The following is an 18,778-nucleotide window of genomic DNA, read 5'->3' on the forward strand; positions in this document are numbered from 1 at the left end:
GAAATGGATCGCATTATTCAATCACCCGGTAAGTACATTCAGGGCGCGGACGTCATTACCCGCCTTGGTGGATACCTCAAGCCGCTGGCAGAACGCTGGCTCATCGTGGGCGATAAATTCGTACTCGGTTTTGCCGAAGAAAAACTGCGTAAAAGCCTGGCGGATGCGGGGCTGACTGGCGAAATCGCACCGTTTGGCGGCGAATGCTCACATAACGAAATCAACCGCTTGCGTGATATTGCCGGTTCCGCCCGCTGCACCGCCGTGCTGGGTATCGGCGGCGGCAAGACGCTGGATACCGCAAAAGCATTAGCACATTTTATGAATCTGCCGGTGGTTATTGCCCCGACGATTGCCTCCACCGACGCGCCGTGCAGCGCGCTCTCGGTCATCTATACCGATGACGGCGAGTTTGATAGCTACCTGATGCTGCCGCGCAACCCGAACATGGTCATTGTCGATACGCAAATCGTTGCAGGCGCCCCGGCGCGCCTGCTGGCAGCCGGTATCGGTGATGCGCTGGCGACCTGGTTTGAAGCGCGTGCCTGCTCCCGCAGCGGCGCGACCACCATGGCGGGCGGAAAATGCACTCAGGCGGCGCTGGCGCTGGCTGAACTGTGCTACAACACGCTGGTTGAAGAGGGCGAAAAAGCGATGCTGGCGGCGGAGCAGCACGTGGTGACGCCGGCGCTGGAACGGGTGATTGAAGCCAACACCTATCTGAGCGGCGTCGGCTTTGAAAGCGGCGGCCTGGCGGCTGCGCACGCTATCCACAACGGTCTGACCGCTATTCCGGACGCTCACCACTACTACCATGGTGAAAAAGTGGCTTTCGGTACGCTTACGCAGCTGGTACTGGAAAACGCGCCGGTGGAAGAGATCGAAACCGTAGCGGCGCTGTGCCATAGCGTCGGGCTGCCCATCACCCTGGCGCAGCTGGATATTAAAGTCGATATCCCGGGCAAAATGCGTACCGTGGCCGAAGCCGCCTGCGCGGAAGGTGAAACCATCCACAATATGCCCGGCGGCGCGACGCCGGATCAGGTCTATGCCGCGCTTCTGGTGGCCGACCAGTACGGTCAACGCTTCCTGCAAGAGTGGGAATAACCCCTCGCGACATACCCGCCAGCAGGCGGGTATGTTCTTTTCGCCCGCCATTGCCCGCCAAAACGATGTATTTTATAGTGCGATTTTCCTTTGGGTGAATCGTAGATATGCAGTCATCAAATCGAAGAATGAGCATTTACGCCATTTTGCAACAGGACAAAAAAGTCGTCGTCAATGACCTCGCCGAAAAGTTCGGCGTCACCAAAATGACCATCCGTCGCGATCTCTCTTTCTTTGAAAAACAAGGCATTGTAAAAACAACCTACGGTGGAGCCTACTTAACCCGCGGCGCCAGCGTCGAGCCCGGCTTTCAGCTGCAATCGATACAAATGGCCGATGATAAGCACCTGATTGGCCAGAAAGCCGCCGAGCAGGTTGAAGATGGCGACACGATTATTATCGACTGCGGCACCACGCCGCTGGCGCTCGCTCATTTTATTTTCGATAAAAAAATCATGGTGATAACCAACTCCATTCCGGTGGTTAATCTCCTGAAAGGAAGAAAAAATATCAAGTTGATCGTCGCGCCCGGTGAATATGAAGACGCCAGCCAGGGAATGGTCTCTTTCAGTACCGCCGACTTCTTTCGTCATATCCACGCCGACAAAGTCTTCCTCAGCACTCAGGGCGTCAACGATCTTGGAGAGCTGACGGTTCCTGAAATGACCGATGCCCACGTCAAACAAGCGCTGATGCGCGCCGGGCGGCAAAAAATCCTGCTGGCGGACAGCAGTAAATTTGGTCAAACGTTCCTTGCAGGCCATGCCCGCCTGGCAGACCTTGACCTCGTTATCAGCCAGACCGGCCTCTCCCCCGATATCCTCTCTCTGATGCAAACGCAAAACGTACCGCTGCTGCTGGCGGATAGTCACCTCTGATGGCGCAGGCGCCCCGTTTTACCGCCAGAAAAGATGTTTTAAGGAAATAACCAGAACAAGCGGCGCCGAAGATGTTTTGACGCCGCAGAGAGAAGAGAAGGACGGGGAAATCTGAAGCCTGCTTACGCCGGGCGCACGCCTAAAGTGTGGCAAATCGCGTAGCTCATTTCCGCGCGGTTCAGGGTATAGAAATGGAAATCCTTCACCCCTTCGCGGCTGAGAATCTTCACCATATCCATGGCGATGTTCGCCCCCACCAGCTGGCGGGTTTCGGCGTCATTGTCCAGACCTTCGAACATTTTCGCCATCCACGTCGGGATACGCACGTTGGTCATATCGGCAAATTTTTTCGCCTGCCTGAAGTTAGAGACCGGCAGAATGCCCGGAATAATTTCGACGTCGATACCCGCAGAGACGCAGCGGTCGCGAAAACGCAGGTAGCTTTCAACATCAAAGAAAAACTGGGTAATCGCGCGATTTGCTCCGGCTTCGACCTTGCGCTTCAGGTTAAGCAGATCGGCCTGCGCGCTTTTGGCTTCCGGATGGACTTCCGGATAAGCCGCAACGGAAATATCAAAGTCCCCGACCTCTTTCAGCAGAGTCACCAGGTCGGCCGCGTACATATCCGGCTTACCGCTGCCAGGCGGCAGGTCGCCACGCAGCGCAACGATATGGCGAATTCCGCTATCCCAGTAATCTTTAGCAATGGTACGCAGCTCATCGCGGCTGGCATCGATACAGGTCAGATGCGGGGCGGCTTCCAGACCGGTACGCTCTTTAATACCTTTGATAATGCTATGGGTGCGGTCACGTTCACCGGAGTTAGCGCCGTAGGTCACGGAGACAAACTTCGGCTTCAGGCTGCTCAGGCGATCGATGGATTTCCAGAGGGTTTGCTCCATTTCACTGGTGCGCGGCGGAAAGAATTCAAAGGAGACGTTAATCTGGCCCTGCACTTCCGCCAGGCTCTGATTCAGGGCTTCCCGCTGATTGGCGTGAAAAAAGCTCATACCTTACCTCATCAATCGCATTTTATTGTTTGTTGTGTCGCGAACTTCTATACGTTTAGACGTCCAGATGTAAAAATGACGGAAAAGGGCATCCGCGTCAATAGAAAAATCAGCGTAAACAGTGAGGAATATTCAGCCAGGATGAAATCAATTCATCTCTTTTTCGCTAAGGCAATGATTTTTCAACGACTGCTGTTACCCTTTCCCGGACCCTCTCATTTGCGGGCAGCGTCACCATTCCCAGCCTAAGCGGAAGCTGCTGGCTGGCATCCTGCAAAGGACAAAAGACGACCCCCTGCCGCTGAATCGCGGAAAAAGAGGCCGGCAGGAGGATCAGGCCTTCTCCGCGCGCAATCCGCGCCAGCAGAACATCATGCTCGGCAGGCTCCTCCACGTAGGTGGGCACATAGCCTGCCCGGTCAAAAATACGTCGCGTATAGTCAAAAAAATCGGGATTACGCTCGCGTTTAAACCAGAACAGCGGCCGATGATTGAGTGCGCTTAACGTCAGCTCCGCCCTGGCGGCCTCCGGCCAGGATGCGGGTAGCGCCGCGATAAGCGGCTCGCCATACGGCAACGGATGCAGGTGAAGCCCCTCGGTATTCAGCGGCAGCGCCACCAGCGCCGCATCGAGCTTGCCCTTTCGCACCAGTTGGGCCAACGCCGGTGATGACTGACGAGTGATGTGCAATGCGCCGGTGTACTCACCCAGAGCGGATTCCGCGGCGGCGAAAACGCCTTGCTCAAAGGCGGTGGTCAACCCCAGACGCAGAGGCTGCTGCGCGGGCGCAGAGAGCTGGCTCAACGCCGCCAGGGTGCGATCCTGAAGCGCCAGCAGAGGCCGAATGATATCCAGCACCCGTCTTCCCTCGTCGGTAAGGATCAGACCTTTGGTATGCCGCAAGAATAGCGTTACCCCCAGCTGCGTTTCCAGATGGCGAATATGACGGCTCAGCGGCGGCTGCGAAATAAATAGCCGCTGCGCGGCCCGGCTGATGTTATTTTCCTCCGCCACCACCGCAAAGTAGCGCAGCAGGCGAATATCCAGAGTGTGTAAACGTGAATTTGTCATACTGAAAAGGTATCACGAAAAGGGTATTACTCAAGTCAGGAAAACTTCCCTAACCTTCCTCATTACGCATCATCACACTGAGGAAAAGCCATGACCAGCGAACGTTATACCATCGGACGAGAAATGCTACAGCGCGTGGACGGCAAAGGTGGCGACGCCGTCGTCAACAGCCTGAAGGATATCGCCCCCGATTTTGCCCGCTATCTGATTGAGTTCCCCTTCGGCGATATTTACGCCAGGCCAGGACTCGATTTACGCAGCCGTGAAATTGCCACTATCGCCGCGCTCACGGCGCTCGGCAATGCCGCGCCGCAGCTAAAAGTGCATATTGCCGCCGGGTTAAATGTCGGGCTGACGCAGGAAGAGATTACGGAAGTGATCATGCAGATGGCGGTCTATGCCGGATTCCCGGCGGCCCTGAATGGCCTGTTTGCCGCCAAAGAAGTCTTCGCGGCGCACTAAGGTGAAAAGACCAGGCGTTGCCTGGTCTTTGACTTATGGCTACAGCAGCTGCGCCAGACGGTTGATATCCGACTGAATCGCCCCGGCGGTCACATCGCGACCGGCGCCCGGACCGCGGATCACCAGCGGGTTATCGCGATACCAGCGGCTCTCGATAGCAAAGACGTTATCACACGGCAGCAGCGCCGCCAGCGGATGCTCTTCGCGCACCGCTTCAACGCCAACGCGGGCTTTACCGTTAGCATCAAAGCGCGCGACGTAGCGCAGCACCAGGCCCATCTCGCGCGCCGCTTCCAGACGCTGCAGCATCTGCTCGTTCAGCGCTTCGCCGTTCTCAAAGAAGTGATCGACAGACCCCTCTTCGCAGTGGGCGGGCACCAGCGACTCAACGCGCACCTGATCCGGCTCGATGTTGTAACCCGCCTCACGGGCCAGGATCACCAGCTTGCGCATGACGTCTTTCCCGGAGAGATCGACGCGCGGGTCCGGTTCCGTCAGCCCCTGCTGCCAGGCCTGATCGACGAGGTCTGTAAACGGCACGGTGCCGTCAAACTGCAGGAACAGCCATGAGAGGGTGCCGGAGAAAATACCGCTCAGCGCCAGAATGGTATCGCCGCTATCAATCAAATCGCGCACCGTATGGTTGACCGGTAAACCGGCGCCGACGGTGGCGTTGTACAGCCAGTGGCGCCCGGTCTTCTCGAACGCGTCGTGGATCTGGCGATACTTACTGCTGCTGCTGGCGCCAGCCAGCTTATTCGCGCTGATAACATGGAAACCATGGCTGGCGAAATCGAGGTACTGGTCGGCCAGCTGCGCGCTGGCGGTTACGTCCAGCACCACTAAATCATCGTACGGATGCGCGCGCATCCACAGGAACAGCGACTCTTCATCCTGCTCAACGGCCTCATCATTAAAGAAAGCCAGCGCGCGACTGGCGTCAAGGCCTTCGTAATTAAGCAGGCTACGGCGACTATCCACGACCCCGGCAAGGATGAATTCAAACCCGGTGCGGGCGGAAAGCGTGGTCTGCTCGCGAGCGAACAGCTCCAGCCAGCGGGACCCGATATTACCTTTGCCAAACAGCACCAGGCCAATGCGTTTTTCCGCGCGGAACAACGACTGATGCAGCCCCTGAATAAGACTTTCCGTCGGCCCGGCGCGCAGCACCGCGACCAGGCTGATGCCCTCTTCTGATTGCCAGGTAAACTCTACCGGCTGACCCTTCAGCTGCTGCCAGAAACGGTGGCAGTGCAGCGGATTGCGGGTCACGCCAGCGCCAACCATCGCCACCAGCGCCAGTTTCTGACGCAGGCGCAGCTCGCCCGGCAGCCCCGCTTCGTCCAGCAGCTTCAGCGCGCTGTCGGCCACTTCAGAGGTGTAGCAGAACTGCAGCAGCTTACGGTCGGCGTGTACGCCAACCGCCAGCGGACGCAGCTGGGCGCGTTTTAAGATAGCGTCCAGCTCTTTATGCGCCAGTTTGAAATCCTGGCCGCCGGGTACCTGGAACTCAATCAGGCAGACATCATCATGGCTGGTCACGATACGCGCCCCGGTACCGGAAGCCAGCACGCGTTCGATGCGCGTTGAGCCCTGATCCGGGGTGTAGCTACAGCGTAATTGTAAATCGATATCGCTGCCGGAGACCGGCTGCAGCGTACGGGCATGCAGCACCGGCGCCGCCAGGCGGGCCAGTTCGCTGGCTTCATCCAGGCGCAGCAGCGGCAGCAGACAGGCGTCTTTCACTTTACGCGGATCCGCGCTGTAGACCCCGGCCACGTCGCTCCAGATAGTGACGCGAGACGCCCCGGCCAGGGCGCCGATTTGGGTGGCGGAATAGTCGGAACCGTTACGCCCCAGCAGGACGGTTTCCCCGGCGTTGTTACGCGAAATAAAGCCGGTCACCACCAGACGCTTGTTCGGGTGCTGCGCTATCAGCTGCTGCAAAAGCGGATAGGATAAACCTTCATCCACCTGCGGCTGCGCGGAGCGCTCGGCGCGCAGGAAGCTACGCGCATCCAGCCAGGCGGCTTCTACGCCAAGATGGTTCAGCACCGCCGCCATCAGGCGGGCCGACCAGACTTCGCCGTGACCGACGACTTCGGCGTATACCGCGTCGGTGACGCCGCCGTCAAGCAACCCGGCAAGGCGCTCAAGATCCTGAATAAAGATGGCAATCAGCGTGTCGGCAGCGTCTGGTGACAGCAGTCCGGAGATGAGCTCCATCTGATAACGACGGAGCGATTGTTGCACCTGATGCGCAGAAAGGCGATCGGTCTGGCTGAGCTTCAGCCAGCTGATCAACTGGTTGGTGGTACTGCCGGCGGCAGAGACGACCATCATGTCGCCCGCCTGCGAATACTCCGTCATAATACCCGCGACGCGCAGGTAACATTTCGCATCCGCTAAACTACTCCCACCAAATTTGTGCAGCTGACGACCCTTCGCCCCTGCCTGCGCAATCACACTCATGTTTATTCCTCGTTTGCTGCCCGGAAGCCATTTTCCAGGTCGGCAATTAAATCTTCACCATCTTCAATACCGGTCGAAATACGCAGAAGCGTTTCTGAGATCCCGGCGGCCGCACGCGCTTCAGGCGCCATGCCCGCATGGGTCATCGTCGCTGCGTGGGAAATCAGACTTTCCACGCCGCCCAGCGATTCCGCCAGCGTAAACAGCGATAACCCGCTCAGGAAACGACGCAGCGTCTGCTCATCGCCATCCAGTTCGAAGCTTAACATCGCCCCAAAACCTTTTTGCTGACGCGCCGCAATCTCATGCCCCTGGTTTTCCGGCAGGGACGGATGGTACAGTTTTTTCACCAGCGGCTGGGATTTCAGATAGTCGACAATCGCCAGCGCGTTACGCTGCGCCACTTCCATACGCGGAGAGAGCGTACGTAAGCCGCGCAGCAGCAGATAGCTATCAAACGCTCCACCGGTAACGCCGATATTATTCGCCCACCATGCCAGTTCGGTGACGGTCGCCGGATCTTTAGCGATCACCACCCCGGCCACGACGTCAGAGTGGCCGTTCAAATATTTAGTGCACGAATGCAACACCAGATCGGCGCCCAGCGCCAGCGGATTCTGCAAAGCCGGGCTCAGGAAGGTGTTATCAACCACGCTGACCGCTCCGGCCTCACGCGCCAGACCGCAGATTTTCGCAATATCCACAACTCTCAGCAATGGATTACTTGGGCTTTCGACCAGAACCAGCTTCGGTTTTTCCGCCAGCGCGGCGCTCAGCGCCTGCTCGTCGTTTTGATCGACAAACAGCACGCGATAGCAGCCGCGCTTCGCCAGGCTGTCAAACAGGCGGTAGCTGCCGCCGTAGCAGTCGTGCGGCGCCACCAGCAGATCGCCCGGTTTCAGAAATACGGTGGTGACCAGCAAAATGGCCGACATGCCGGTATTGGTCAGAACCGCCCCCGCGCCGCCCTCCAGCTCCGCCAGCGCACGCTGCACCACATCACGGGTCGGGTTACCGCGACGAGAGTAGTCGTGGGCGCGAGGTTCGTTAAATCCGGTGAAATTATAGGTGCTGGAGAGATGAATGGGCGGGACAACGCAACCGTACTGCTCGTCGTCATTTAAACCGCTACGCACTGCGATGGTGGCCTGTTTACGCGTCATGTTGGGGAGTTCCTGGGCTGAGTCGGTGAAAAGTCAGGCTCCAGAGTAATCATTGTTATAATAGACGTCAATACATCTGGACATCTAAACTTCTTTGCGTATAGATTGAGCAAACTGGAAATAGCCGTTAAAATTATATGCATTAGCGCACATCCGTAGCGGCTTGTTTGGTGCCAGACGCGCCCCTCTACGGTAAACTACGCGCAATTATGGCCAGGACTCGCGTTCAGGCCCTTAACTAATGAATAGAGGATTAAAGGTAACTCATGGCTGAATGGAGCGGCGAATATATCAGCCCATACGCTGAGCACGGTAAGAAGAGTGAGCAAGTAAAAAAAATTACGGTTTCCATTCCTCTGAAGGTGTTAAAAATCCTCACCGATGAACGCACGCGTCGTCAGGTGAATAACCTGCGGCACGCGACTAACAGCGAACTGCTGTGCGAAGCGTTCCTGCATGCCTTTACCGGTCAACCGTTGCCTAACGATGAAGACCTGCGTAAAGAGCGCAGCGATGAAATCCCGGAAGCGGCGAAAGAGATTATGCGCGAACTGGGCATCGACCCGGATACGTGGGAATACTAAAACCATAAAAAAGGGCAGAAGAAATCTTCTGCCCTTTTTTCTCGCGTTTAGCGCAAGAGAAACAAAAAAGCCGCCCTGAGGCGGCTTCTTCAGCAAATTACTTGCTGGTACCCGGTACGCTGAAGCGCTTGTTGAAGCGGTCAACACGGCCACCGGTAGCAACATCACGCTGTTTGCCAGTGTAGAACGGGTGGCATTTACCGCACACGTCGAGGTTCAGGTCGTGACCTACGGTAGAACGGATTTTCATGACGTTACCGCAAGAGCAGGAAGCAGTAACTTCTTCGTATTTCGGATGAATATCTTTTTTCATGGGAGAACCTCAGTTAAGGCCGCGTCGCTCTTCCAGCCCTAACGCCAGACACCACGCGATGTTAATAATTCCCGGAGCGATTACACTACCGGGTAATAGATTTTGATGTCGCACAAAGCGCATCAAAGGCGGCGAATCATACAGAATTTGACCAGCATATGCAAACTGATCCGCGAGCCCTTATCACAATGTGTATACTAACCCGCCAGATTTCAAGTCAGGAAGATTAAATGCCCGTCGCTCACGTTGCCCTGCCCGTTCCGCTGCCCCGCACTTTTGACTATTTGCTGCCTGACGGTATGCCGGTCAAAGCGGGCTGTCGCGTACGCGTCCCGTTCGGCAAGCAGGAGCGGATAGGTATCGTAACGGCGGTCAGTGAGCGCAGCGAACTGCCGCTCGACGAACTTAAGCCGGTGGCCGAAGCCCTCGACGCCGAGCCGGTCTTCTCCGCTTCGGTCTGGCGGCTGCTGCTGTGGGCGGCGGATTACTACCATCATCCCATCGGCGATGTGCTGTTTCACGCGCTACCGATCGTGCTGCGCCAGGGGAAGCCCGCCAGCGCGGCGCCAATGTGGTACTGGTTTGCCACCGAACAGGGGCAAGCGGTTGATATCAACAGCCTTAAGCGCTCACCGAAACAGCAGCAGGCGCTGGCTGCGCTGCGTCAGGGCAAGATCTGGCGCCATCAGGTTGCCGAACTCGAATTTAACGACGCCGCCCTGCAGGCGCTGCGGGGTAAAGGCCTGGCCGAACTCGCCAGCGAAGCGCCCGCGATCGCCGACTGGCGCACGGGCTTCTCGGTACCCGGCGAGCGCCTGCGGCTCAATACCGAACAGGCCACCGCCGTGGGCGCGATTCACAGCGCCTCGGACAGCTTTTCCGCCTGGCTGCTGGCCGGGATCACCGGTTCGGGCAAAACGGAAGTGTATCTGAGCGTCCTTGAAAACGTACTGGCGCAGGGGCGCCAGGCGCTGGTGATGGTGCCGGAGATCGGCCTGACGCCGCAGACTATCGCCCGTTTCCGCCACCGCTTTAGCGCCCCGGTGGAAGTGCTGCACTCCGGACTGAACGACAGCGAACGCCTCTCCGCGTGGCTAAAAGCCAAAAACGGCGAAGCGGCGATTGTGATCGGTACCCGCTCGTCGCTATTTACCCCTTTTAAAGACCTCGGGGTCATCGTCATCGATGAAGAGCACGACAGCTCTTATAAACAGCAGGAAGGCTGGCGCTATCACGCCCGCGATCTGGCGGTCTGGCGCGCCCACAGCGAACAAATTCCAATTATCCTCGGCTCGGCGACCCCGGCGCTGGAGACGCTTCATAACGTCCGCCAGGGCAAGTATCGCCAGCTGAAGCTCACCAAACGAGCGGGCAATGCGCGCCCGGCTCAGCAGCACGTTCTGGATTTAAAGGGCCAGCAGCTGCAGGCCGGACTATCTCCGGCGCTCATTGGCCGCATGCGCCAGCATCTGCAGGCCGATAACCAGGTGATTCTGTTTTTGAACCGCCGCGGCTTCGCGCCGGCGCTGCTGTGCCACGACTGCGGCTGGATAGCGGAGTGTCCGCGCTGCGACAGCTACTACACGCTGCACCAGGCTCAGCATCATCTGCGCTGCCACCACTGCGACAGCCAGCGCCCGATTCCGCGCCAGTGCCCCTCCTGCGGCTCAACGCATCTGGTACCGGTAGGTTTGGGGACCGAACAGCTTGAGCAGGCGCTGGGACCGCTGTTTCCCGCTATCCCGATCTCCCGTATCGACCGGGATACCACCAGCCGCAAAGGCGCGCTTGAGCAATATCTTGCCGACGTCAATCGCGGCGGCGCGCGCATTCTTATCGGCACCCAAATGCTGGCGAAGGGGCACCACTTCCCGGATGTCACCCTGGTTTCCCTGCTGGACGTTGACGGCGCGCTGTTTTCCGCCGATTTCCGCTCGGCGGAGCGCTTCGCTCAGCTCTACACGCAGGTTTCAGGCCGCGCAGGCCGGGCGGGCAAACAGGGCGAGGTGATCCTGCAGACCCACCACCCGGAACACCCGCTGTTGCAAACGCTGCTTTATAAAGGATACGACGCGTTTGCCGAGCAGGCGCTGGCGGAACGGCAAAGCATGCAGCTGCCGCCGTGGACCAGCCACGTGCTGATTCGCGCCGAGGATCATAACAACCAGCAGGCGCCGCTTTTTTTACAACAGCTGCGCAACCTGCTGCAGGCCAGCCCGCTGGCCGATAAGAAACTGTGGGTGCTCGGGCCGGTTCCGGCGCTGGCGCCAAAGCGTGGCGGCCGCTGGCGCTGGCAAATTCTCCTCCAGCATCCGTCGCGCGTTCAGCTACAGCATATCGTCAGCGGAACGCTGGCGTTGATTAACACGCTGCCGGAAGCGCGAAAAGTGAAATGGGTTCTGGACGTCGATCCTATTGAAGGTTAAGGCTTCTCTTGCGAGGCGGATCGAAAAATTCAACCATCGTCACGTTTTTCATGAAAATTCTGTAACTCTCTGGATGTACTATCTGTTAAAAATGTTGCTGATGTCAGAACGCCAGGGATGTGTCTGCGCCAGTCAGCGAGGAGAAATCAGGTGAAGCCCAAAAAACAGGTCGTTGCCGCCACTATGAAAGACGTTGCCCAAAAGGCAAACGTTTCCACGGCAACCGTATCCCGAGCGTTAATGAATCCCGATAAGGTTTCGCAGAGCACCCGTAACCGGGTCGAGCAGGCCGCGCTGGAAGTCGGCTATTTACCGCAATCGCTCGGGCGCAATATGAAGCGCAACGAGTCACGCACCATTCTGGTGATTGTGCCGGATATCTGCGACCCCTTTTTCAGCGAGATCATTCGCGGTATTGAAGTCACCGCGGCGGAACAGGAGTATCTGGTGCTGATTGGCGATTGCGCCCACCAGAACCGTCAGGAAAAGACCTTTATCGACCTGATCATTACCAAGCAGATAGACGGTATGCTGCTGCTTGGCTCCCGTTTGCCCTTCGATGCGGGCGTAGAGGAGCAGCGCAATCTGCCGCCGATGGTGATGGCCAATGAATTCGCTCCCGAGCTTGAGCTGCCGACGGTGCATATCGATAACCTCACCGCCGCCTTTAACGCCGTTAACTATCTGCACGAGCTGGGGCATCGCCGCATCGGCTGTATCGCCGGCCCGGAAGAGATGCCGCTGTGCCATTATCGCCTGCAGGGCTATGTCCAGGCGCTGCGTCGTAGCGGGATAACCGTCGATCCTCACTATATCGCCCGCGGCAATTTTACCTATGAAGCCGGCGCCAACGCCCTGGAACAGCTGCTGGCGCTGCCGGTACCGCCGACGGCTGTTTTCTGCCATAGCGATATTATGGCGCTGGGGGCATTATCGCTGGCGAAACGTCGCGGCCTGAAAGTTCCTGAAGATCTGTCTATTATTGGTTTCGATAACATCTCTTTGTCTGAATTTTGCGATCCGCCATTGACGACCGTCGCGCAACCACGTTTTGATATTGGCCGCGAAGCGATGCTGCTTTTATTGGATCAACTGCACGGTCACAGCGTCAGCAGCGGTTCACGATTACTCGACTGCGAGCTTATCGTTCGCGGCAGTACGCGAAAAATCCGAACATAACCTTCAGGCTTTCGGGCCTGCCCTTCTGGTCAAAGGCCCGCCGCTTAAGTAACATGGCGGGCTGAAAAACGAATAAGACAGCGAAACGATAGTGGCACAACGAGATTATGTACGCCGCAGCCAACCGGCTTCTTCGCGGCGCAAAAAGAGCAATACCCGAAGCTCAAGGAACAAGCAAGGCGGCCTTTCGGCGGTTTCACCGACTATGGTGGCGATCGCTGCGGCAGTGCTGGTGGCCTTTATCGGTGGACTGTACTTCATCACGCACCACAAGAAAGAAGAGGCTGAAGCGCTGCAAAACCGCCAGGCCGCTGGCAACGGCCTCCCGCCGAAGCCGGAAGAGCGCTGGCGCTATATTAAAGAGCTGGAGAGCCGTCAGCCCGGCGTACGTGCGCCTACGGAACCCACGGCAGGCGGCGAAGTCATGAAGCCGGAGCAGCTGACGGACGAGCAGCGCCAGCTGTTGGCGCAAATGCAGGCCGATATGCGTCAGCAGCCTACGCAGCTGACCGAAGTGCCGTGGAATGAACAAACCCCGGCGCAGCGCCAGCAGACCCTGCAGCGTCAGCGTTTAGTTCAGCAGCAGCAGCAGCTCGCGCAGGTGCAGCAGCAGACACAGACGCAGGTACAGCAACCGCGAACCCAGCCGCGGGCCGTCGAGCAGCCGAAACCGGTGCAGCAGCCGCCGAAGCAAACGGCGTCGAACCAGCAGCCGTATCAGGATCTGCTGCAAACGCCGGCGCATACCAGTACCGCGCAGCCTAAAACCCAGGCCGCCGCGCCGGTAACCCGCGTTGAAGAGGCGCCAAAAACCGCCGCCGCGGAGAAAAAAGACGATCGCAGCTGGATGATCCAGTGCGGCTCCTTCAAAGGCGCTGAGCAGGCGGAAACCGTGCGCGCGCAGCTGGCGTTTGAAGGCTTCGCCTCGCATATCACCACCAATAACGGCTGGAACCGCGTGGTGATTGGGCCGCTGAAAGGCAAAGAAAACGCCAGCAATATGATTGAACGGCTGAAAATGGCCGGACACGCAAACTGCATTCGTCTCGCCGCCAGGGGTTGAAACCCTCAAAATCCCCCCCATCTATAATTGCATTCTGCCCCGCGTAACCGCGGGGCCCCTATTCCGCTTTTGCAACCAAGGGGTCTGCTCGTGACTACAATTGTAAGTGTTCGCCGTAACGGCCATGTCGTTATTGCCGGTGATGGCCAGGCCACGCTGGGCAACACCGTAATGAAAGGCAACGTCAAAAAAGTGCGCCGCCTGTACAACGACAAAGTGATCGCCGGCTTTGCGGGCGGCACCGCTGACGCCTTCACGCTGTTCGAACTGTTTGAACGTAAGCTGGAAATGCATCAGGGCCACCTGGTAAAGGCCGCCGTTGAGCTGGCGAAAGACTGGCGTACCGACCGCATGCTGCGCAAGCTGGAAGCGCTGCTGGCCGTGGCTGACGAAAACGCATCGCTTATCATCACCGGTAACGGTGACGTGGTGCAGCCAGAAAACGATTTGATTGCTATCGGCTCCGGCGGTCCTTACGCCCAGGCCGCGGCTCGCGCCCTGCTGGAAAATACCGATATGGGCGCACGCGATATCGCAGAGAAAGCGTTGAATATTGCAGGTGATATCTGCATTTATACCAACCACTTCCATACCATCGAAGAATTACCGTCTAAAGCGTAAGGATCTCCCATGTCTGAAATGACCCCACGCGAAATTGTCAGCGAACTGGACAAACACATTATCGGCCAGGACGCAGCCAAGCGCTCCGTCGCCATCGCTCTGCGTAACCGCTGGCGTCGTATGCAGCTCAACGAAGAGCTGCGTCACGAAGTCACGCCCAAAAACATTCTGATGATCGGCCCGACCGGCGTCGGTAAAACGGAAATCGCCCGTCGTCTGGCAAAGCTTGCCAACGCGCCGTTCATCAAAGTTGAAGCGACGAAATTCACCGAAGTGGGCTATGTTGGTAAAGAAGTGGACTCCATCATCCGCGATCTGACCGATGCGGCGATCAAAATGGTGCGCATGCAGTCCATCGACAAAAACCGCTATCGTGCGGAAGAACTGGCGGAAGAGCGCATCCTTGACGTGCTGATCCCGCCGGCGAAAAACAACTGGGGCCAGGCTGAACAGCCTCAGGAACCGTCCGCCGCGCGTCAGTCTTTCCGTAAAAAACTGCGCGAAGGGCAGCTCGATGATAAAGAGATTGAGATCGATCTCGCCGCCGCGCCGATGGGCGTTGAAATCATGTCCCCTCCGGGCATGGAAGAGATGACCAGCCAGCTGCAGTCCATGTTCCAGAACCTGGGCGGCCAGAAGCAAAAACCGCGTAAGCTGAAAATTAAAGACGCGATGAAGCTGCTGATTGAAGAAGAAGCGGCGAAGCTGGTCAACCCGGAAGAGCTGAAGCAGGACGCCATCGACGCCGTTGAGCAGCACGGTATCGTGTTTATCGACGAAATCGACAAAATCTGTAAGCGCGGCGGCAACTCCTCCGGCCCGGACGTATCCCGCGAAGGCGTACAGCGCGATCTGCTGCCGCTGGTTGAAGGCTGCACCGTCTCCACCAAGCACGGCATGGTGAAAACCGATCATATTCTGTTTATCGCTTCCGGCGCGTTCCAGGTAGCCAGCCCGTCTGACTTAATCCCGGAGCTGCAGGGTCGTCTGCCGATTCGCGTTGAGCTGAAAGCGCTGACCACCCACGACTTCGAGCGCATCCTGACCGAGCCGAACGCGTCCATCACCGTGCAGTATAAAGCGCTGATGGCCACCGAAGGCGTCAATATCGAGTTCACGGAAGATGGCATCAAGCGTATCGCTCAGGCCGCGTGGCAGGTCAACGAGACCACCGAGAACATCGGTGCGCGTCGTCTGCATACCGTACTGGAGCGTCTGATCGAAGACATCTCCTACGATGCCAGCGAAATGAATGGCCAAACCGTCACCATCGATGCGGAATATGTCGGTAAGCATCTGGATGTTCTGGTGGCAGATGAAGATCTGAGCCGTTTTATCTTATAATCCGGTTCAATATATTTTCATTACTATAGATGAGGCTATATACCCAAAATAATTCGAGTTGCTTAAAGGCGGCAAGGGAGTGACAAATTCGTCGGGAACGAATTTGACCAGCCGAAGGCTGGCCTCCGGTGAGAGGCAGGAGCCTCTCATTAGTCCCCAGGAGCATAGATAACTATGTGACTGGGGGGAATGAGCGTAGCCAACACATAAGCAACTTGAAGTATGACGGGTATAGATACCCTAAATAATTCGAGTTGTGGGAAGGCAGCCGTTGGCTGAGGGCCCTCATTTATCCCGGCAGTGCCTGGGGTGAATGCGCGTCGCCAACGCATCTGCAGCTTGAAGTATGAAGGGTAGAGCCCCATTTTTTATTGGCCGGGACTTATGACCGAACACGCTATCACTCGCACCCAGGCCTGGCTGGAAAGCCTGCGCCCCAAAACGTTACCTCTGGCCTTTGCCGCCATTATTGTCGGCTCCGCGCTTGCCTGGCATCAGGGCAGCTTCGATCCCTGGGTTGCCCTGCTGGCCATCATCACCGCCGGTTTATTACAAATCCTCTCCAATCTGGCCAACGATTATGGCGACGCGGTAAAAGGCAGCGATAAACCTGACCGTATCGGCCCCCTGCGCGGGATGCAGAAAGGGGCAATCACCCAGGCGCAGATGAAACGCGCGTTGATTCTCACCGTGGCGCTGATTTGTCTCTCTGGCCTGGCGCTGCTGTTCCTGGCCTGGCAGACCATGGCCGATTTTATCGGTTTTATGGTGCTTGGCGGGCTATCGATCGTGGCCGCCATTACCTACACCGTCGGCACTCGTCCTTACGGCTACATCGGCCTTGGCGATATCTCCGTGCTGGTGTTCTTCGGCTGGCTTAGCGTGGTCGGGAGCTGGTACCTCCAGGCGCACAGCGTTGAAGCGGTTATTTTCTTACCCGCCACCGCCTGCGGCCTGCTGGCAACGGCGGTGCTGAATATTAACAACCTGCGTGATATCGACAGCGATCGTGAAAACGGTAAAAACACCCTCGCCGTGCGCCTGGGGCCGGTTAACGCTCGCCGCTACCACGCCTGCCTGCTGTTTGGCGCGCCGCTGTGCCTGGCGCTGTTTAACCTTCTCTCGCTGCATAATCCGTGGGGTTGGCTGTTCCTGCTGGCAACGCCGCTGCTGGTCAAACAGGCGCGTTATGTGATGCGCGAACGCGACCCTGTCGCCATGCGTCCGATGCTCGAAAGAACGGTTAAAGGGGCGCTGCTGACCAACCTGCTGTTTGTTATCGGAATTATTTGCAGCCGGCTTGTGGGTTAACTGACAAATATCAATTAACAATTGATGATTTTGCCAACAGTACGATTCACGCGATATACTGAAAATTCTCGCAGCAACTGAACGTTAAGCCTATGAAATACGATACTTCCGAGCTTTGTGACATCTACCAGGAGGATGTCAACGTCGTGGAACCTCTGTTCTCCAACTTTGGGGGGCGCTCGTCGTTTGGTGGACAAATCATCACGGTAAAATGTTTCGAGGATAACGGGTTGCTCTACGATATGCTCGAACAGAACGGCCGTGGCCATGTCCTGTTGGTTGACGGCGGTGGTTCCGTTCGACGCGCATTGATTGACGCTGACCTGGCGCGTCTGGCCGTACAAAACGAGTGGGAAGGGCTGGTCGTCTATGGCGCGGTGCGTCAGGTTGACGATCTGGAAGAGCTGGATATCGGCATCCAGGCGCTGGCGGCCATCCCCGTCGGGGCCGCAGGTGAAGGTATCGGCGAAAGCGACGTGCGCGTCAACTTCGGCGGCGTCACCTTCTTTTCCGGCGACCATCTCTACGCCGATAATACCGGGATTATCCTCTCCGAGGATGCCCTGGATATCGAGTAGCGTCCCGCCCATAAAAAAGGCCTTCTCTCTGAGAAGGCCTTTTTATTTCCGCCGGAGGCTTAGTACAGTTTCTTAGCGCAATCCAGCCAGTCGCTTTTGAACGGACGCTTCATGTTTTCGATAGCGTCGATAATGTCGTGGTGAACCAGCTTCTCGTTCTGAATACCGACGCAGCGGCCGCCGAAGCCCTGCAGCAGCAGGTCAATCGCGTACGCGCCCATTCGGGATGCCAGAATACGGTCATAAGGAACCGGAGAGCCGCCGCGCTGAATGTGGCCCAGTACGGTGGCACGAGTTTCACGGCCGGTCTCTTTCTCGATGTAGTGAGCCAGCTCGTCGACATCGCACATATGCTCGGTGATCGCCACAATCGCGTGTTTTTTGCCTTTCGCGATACCCGCCTTAATTTCTGAAACCAGGTCGTCGCGCGTGTATTCAACCTCAGGCACCATGATGAACTCACAGCCGCCGGAGATAGCTGCCGCCAGGGTCAGATCGCCGCAGTAGCGGCCCATCACTTCAACAACGGAAATACGCTGGTGGGAGGAAGAGGTGTCACGCAGGCGGTCAATAGCCTCTACCACGGTGCTCAATGCGGTAAAGAAGCCGATGGTATAGTCGGTGCCTTTAATATCGTTGTCGATGGTGCCCGGCAGACCGATGCAGGGGAAGCCCATCTCAGTCAGACGCACGGCGCCCATGTAGGAACCGTCACCACCGATAACCACCAGCGCATCCAGGCCGCGCTTTCTCATATTTTCAATCGCGACGGCGCGAATATGTTCTTCGCGGAATTCTGGAAAACGCGCCGACCCCAGGAAGGTGCCGCCGCGGTTGATCATGTCGGAAACGCTGTAGCGGTCGAGCTGAACCATACGATCTTCATACAGGCCGAGGTAACCGTCATAGATTCCAAAAACTTCCAGACCTTCCGTTAATGCCGCACGCACAACGCCACGAATTGCTGCGTTCATGCCCGGGGCATCACCGCCACTTGTCAACACACCGATTTTCTTAATCATGACTACCTCTGAACTTAGGAAGCAAAAAATAATCCTGTTGCCTGAAGCGCCCCTCACGAGGAGTGCACAACGATAATTGCAATAGTATATCAAACGCTTCTGGCTGAATTGATTCAGGTCAGACCAAATGGCGGTAATTTATACAAAAAATGCCGATCCGCCCCACACTTTTA

The 18,778-nt window shown here is 57.3% G+C and carries 17 protein-coding genes; 11 read left to right on the forward strand and 6 right to left on the reverse strand.

Features of this window, described 5'->3' with window-relative positions; all coding sequences use genetic code 11:
• The first annotated feature begins 3 nt into the window (after positions 1-3).
• Together ACESQ2_RS24780 and ACESQ2_RS24785 are read left to right on the forward strand one after the other, a co-directional pair.
• Positions 4-1,107: a glycerol dehydrogenase gene (locus ACESQ2_RS24780; protein WP_049069613.1), complete on the forward strand. Its 1,104-nt coding sequence runs from the start codon at positions 4-6 to the stop codon at positions 1,105-1,107.
• Between the two features lie 128 nt (positions 1,108-1,235).
• Positions 1,236-1,985, forward strand: coding sequence for a DeoR/GlpR family DNA-binding transcription regulator (locus tag ACESQ2_RS24785; RefSeq protein WP_014227432.1), 750 nt, complete (start codon positions 1,236-1,238; stop codon positions 1,983-1,985).
• Positions 1,986-2,107: 122 nt separating this feature from the next.
• Here ACESQ2_RS24785 and metF read toward each other — a convergent pair whose 3' ends face one another.
• Positions 2,108-2,995, reverse strand: a complete 888-nt coding sequence (gene metF / locus ACESQ2_RS24790; RefSeq protein ID WP_004856019.1) for a methylenetetrahydrofolate reductase — start codon at positions 2,993-2,995, stop codon at positions 2,108-2,110.
• A 166-nt stretch (positions 2,996-3,161) separates the two neighbouring features.
• Positions 3,162-4,067: a LysR family transcriptional regulator gene (locus ACESQ2_RS24795; protein WP_049079003.1), complete on the reverse strand. Its 906-nt coding sequence runs from the start codon at positions 4,065-4,067 to the stop codon at positions 3,162-3,164.
• A gap of 90 nt (positions 4,068-4,157) precedes the next feature.
• Between ACESQ2_RS24795 and ACESQ2_RS24800 the strand changes: the two genes are divergently transcribed.
• A complete protein-coding gene (locus tag ACESQ2_RS24800) occupies positions 4,158-4,529 on the forward strand; it encodes a carboxymuconolactone decarboxylase family protein (protein WP_004856015.1) in 372 nt (123 codons plus the stop codon).
• A gap of 39 nt (positions 4,530-4,568) precedes the next feature.
• Here ACESQ2_RS24800 and ACESQ2_RS24805 read toward each other — a convergent pair whose 3' ends face one another.
• Together ACESQ2_RS24805 and metB are read right to left on the reverse strand one after the other, a co-directional pair.
• Positions 4,569-7,001: a bifunctional aspartate kinase/homoserine dehydrogenase II gene (locus ACESQ2_RS24805; protein WP_014227430.1), complete on the reverse strand. Its 2,433-nt coding sequence runs from the start codon at positions 6,999-7,001 to the stop codon at positions 4,569-4,571.
• Between the two features lie 2 nt (positions 7,002-7,003).
• Entirely contained in the window at positions 7,004-8,164 is a 1,161-nt protein-coding gene (gene metB, locus ACESQ2_RS24810) for a cystathionine gamma-synthase (RefSeq protein ID WP_014227429.1), read from the reverse strand.
• Between the two features lie 266 nt (positions 8,165-8,430).
• On the opposite strand from metB, the gene metJ reads away from it, so the two are divergent.
• Positions 8,431-8,748: a met regulon transcriptional regulator MetJ gene (gene metJ, locus ACESQ2_RS24815; protein ID WP_004107547.1), complete on the forward strand. Its 318-nt coding sequence runs from the start codon at positions 8,431-8,433 to the stop codon at positions 8,746-8,748.
• A 97-nt stretch (positions 8,749-8,845) separates the two neighbouring features.
• Here the strand turns inward: metJ and rpmE are convergent, their stop codons facing one another.
• Positions 8,846-9,061, reverse strand: coding sequence for a 50S ribosomal protein L31 (gene rpmE / locus ACESQ2_RS24820; RefSeq protein ID WP_004107543.1), 216 nt, complete (start codon positions 9,059-9,061; stop codon positions 8,846-8,848).
• Positions 9,062-9,291: 230 nt separating this feature from the next.
• Between rpmE and priA the strand changes: the two genes are divergently transcribed.
• The 7 genes from priA to rraA all read left to right on the forward strand — a co-directional run bounded on the left by priA (position 9,292) and on the right by rraA (position 17,583).
• Entirely contained in the window at positions 9,292-11,487 is a 2,196-nt protein-coding gene (priA, locus tag ACESQ2_RS24825; RefSeq protein ID WP_014227428.1) for a primosomal protein N', read from the forward strand.
• A 150-nt stretch (positions 11,488-11,637) separates the two neighbouring features.
• Complete coding sequence (gene cytR / locus ACESQ2_RS24830) at positions 11,638-12,666, forward strand: DNA-binding transcriptional regulator CytR (RefSeq protein ID WP_004856005.1); 1,029 nt, start codon at positions 11,638-11,640, stop codon at positions 12,664-12,666.
• A gap of 91 nt (positions 12,667-12,757) precedes the next feature.
• On the forward strand, positions 12,758-13,729 hold the full coding sequence (gene ftsN, locus ACESQ2_RS24835; RefSeq protein WP_072057170.1) for a cell division protein FtsN: 972 nt from the start codon (positions 12,758-12,760) through the stop codon (positions 13,727-13,729).
• Positions 13,730-13,819: 90 nt separating this feature from the next.
• Positions 13,820-14,350, forward strand: a complete 531-nt coding sequence (gene hslV, locus ACESQ2_RS24840) for an ATP-dependent protease subunit HslV (RefSeq protein WP_004107530.1) — start codon at positions 13,820-13,822, stop codon at positions 14,348-14,350.
• Between the two features lie 9 nt (positions 14,351-14,359).
• The gene (gene hslU / locus ACESQ2_RS24845) at positions 14,360-15,694 is read left to right on the forward strand and encodes an HslU--HslV peptidase ATPase subunit (RefSeq protein WP_004127247.1); all 1,335 of its coding nucleotides are present in this window, start codon (positions 14,360-14,362) and stop codon (positions 15,692-15,694) included.
• 384 nt (positions 15,695-16,078) lie between these two features.
• A complete protein-coding gene (gene menA / locus ACESQ2_RS24850) occupies positions 16,079-17,005 on the forward strand; it encodes a 1,4-dihydroxy-2-naphthoate polyprenyltransferase (RefSeq protein ID WP_014227426.1) in 927 nt (308 codons plus the stop codon).
• A gap of 92 nt (positions 17,006-17,097) precedes the next feature.
• Positions 17,098-17,583 carry a ribonuclease E activity regulator RraA gene (rraA, locus tag ACESQ2_RS24855; RefSeq protein WP_004127241.1) on the forward strand — a complete coding sequence of 162 codons (486 nt, stop codon included), beginning with the start codon at positions 17,098-17,100 and terminating at the stop codon, positions 17,581-17,583.
• A 59-nt stretch (positions 17,584-17,642) separates the two neighbouring features.
• Here rraA and pfkA read toward each other — a convergent pair whose 3' ends face one another.
• Positions 17,643-18,605, reverse strand: coding sequence for a 6-phosphofructokinase (gene pfkA / locus ACESQ2_RS24860; RefSeq protein ID WP_004127238.1), 963 nt, complete (start codon positions 18,603-18,605; stop codon positions 17,643-17,645).
• Between the last annotated feature and the right edge of the window lie 173 nt (positions 18,606-18,778).

It is taken from the genome of Klebsiella sp. Q11 (assembly GCF_964241505.1).
Taxonomy (GTDB): Bacteria; Pseudomonadota; Gammaproteobacteria; order Enterobacterales; family Enterobacteriaceae; genus Klebsiella; species Klebsiella michiganensis.

Excerpts from the sequence above, each read along its gene's own strand:
- ACESQ2_RS24800 (WP_004856015.1), top strand. The coding sequence starts at position 4,158 with ATGACCAGCGAACGTTATACCATCGGACGAGAAATGCTACAGCGCGTG.
- metF (WP_004856019.1), bottom strand. The coding sequence starts at position 2,995 with ATGAGCTTTTTTCACGCCAATCAGCGGGAAGCCCTGAATCAGAGCCTG.
- hslU (WP_004127247.1), top strand. The coding sequence starts at position 14,360 with ATGTCTGAAATGACCCCACGCGAAATTGTCAGCGAACTGGACAAACAC.
- ACESQ2_RS24805 (WP_014227430.1), bottom strand. The coding sequence starts at position 7,001 with ATGAGTGTGATTGCGCAGGCAGGGGCGAAGGGTCGTCAGCTGCACAAA.
- ACESQ2_RS24780 (WP_049069613.1), top strand. The coding sequence starts at position 4 with ATGGATCGCATTATTCAATCACCCGGTAAGTACATTCAGGGCGCGGAC.
- priA (WP_014227428.1), top strand. The coding sequence starts at position 9,292 with ATGCCCGTCGCTCACGTTGCCCTGCCCGTTCCGCTGCCCCGCACTTTT.
- metB (WP_014227429.1), bottom strand. The coding sequence starts at position 8,164 with ATGACGCGTAAACAGGCCACCATCGCAGTGCGTAGCGGTTTAAATGAC.
- metJ (WP_004107547.1), top strand. The coding sequence starts at position 8,431 with ATGGCTGAATGGAGCGGCGAATATATCAGCCCATACGCTGAGCACGGT.
- rraA (WP_004127241.1), top strand. The coding sequence starts at position 17,098 with ATGAAATACGATACTTCCGAGCTTTGTGACATCTACCAGGAGGATGTC.
- rpmE (WP_004107543.1), bottom strand. The coding sequence starts at position 9,061 with ATGAAAAAAGATATTCATCCGAAATACGAAGAAGTTACTGCTTCCTGC.
- menA (WP_014227426.1), top strand. The coding sequence starts at position 16,079 with ATGACCGAACACGCTATCACTCGCACCCAGGCCTGGCTGGAAAGCCTG.
- ACESQ2_RS24785 (WP_014227432.1), top strand. The coding sequence starts at position 1,236 with ATGAGCATTTACGCCATTTTGCAACAGGACAAAAAAGTCGTCGTCAAT.
- ACESQ2_RS24795 (WP_049079003.1), bottom strand. The coding sequence starts at position 4,067 with ATGACAAATTCACGTTTACACACTCTGGATATTCGCCTGCTGCGCTAC.
- pfkA (WP_004127238.1), bottom strand. The coding sequence starts at position 18,605 with ATGATTAAGAAAATCGGTGTGTTGACAAGTGGCGGTGATGCCCCGGGC.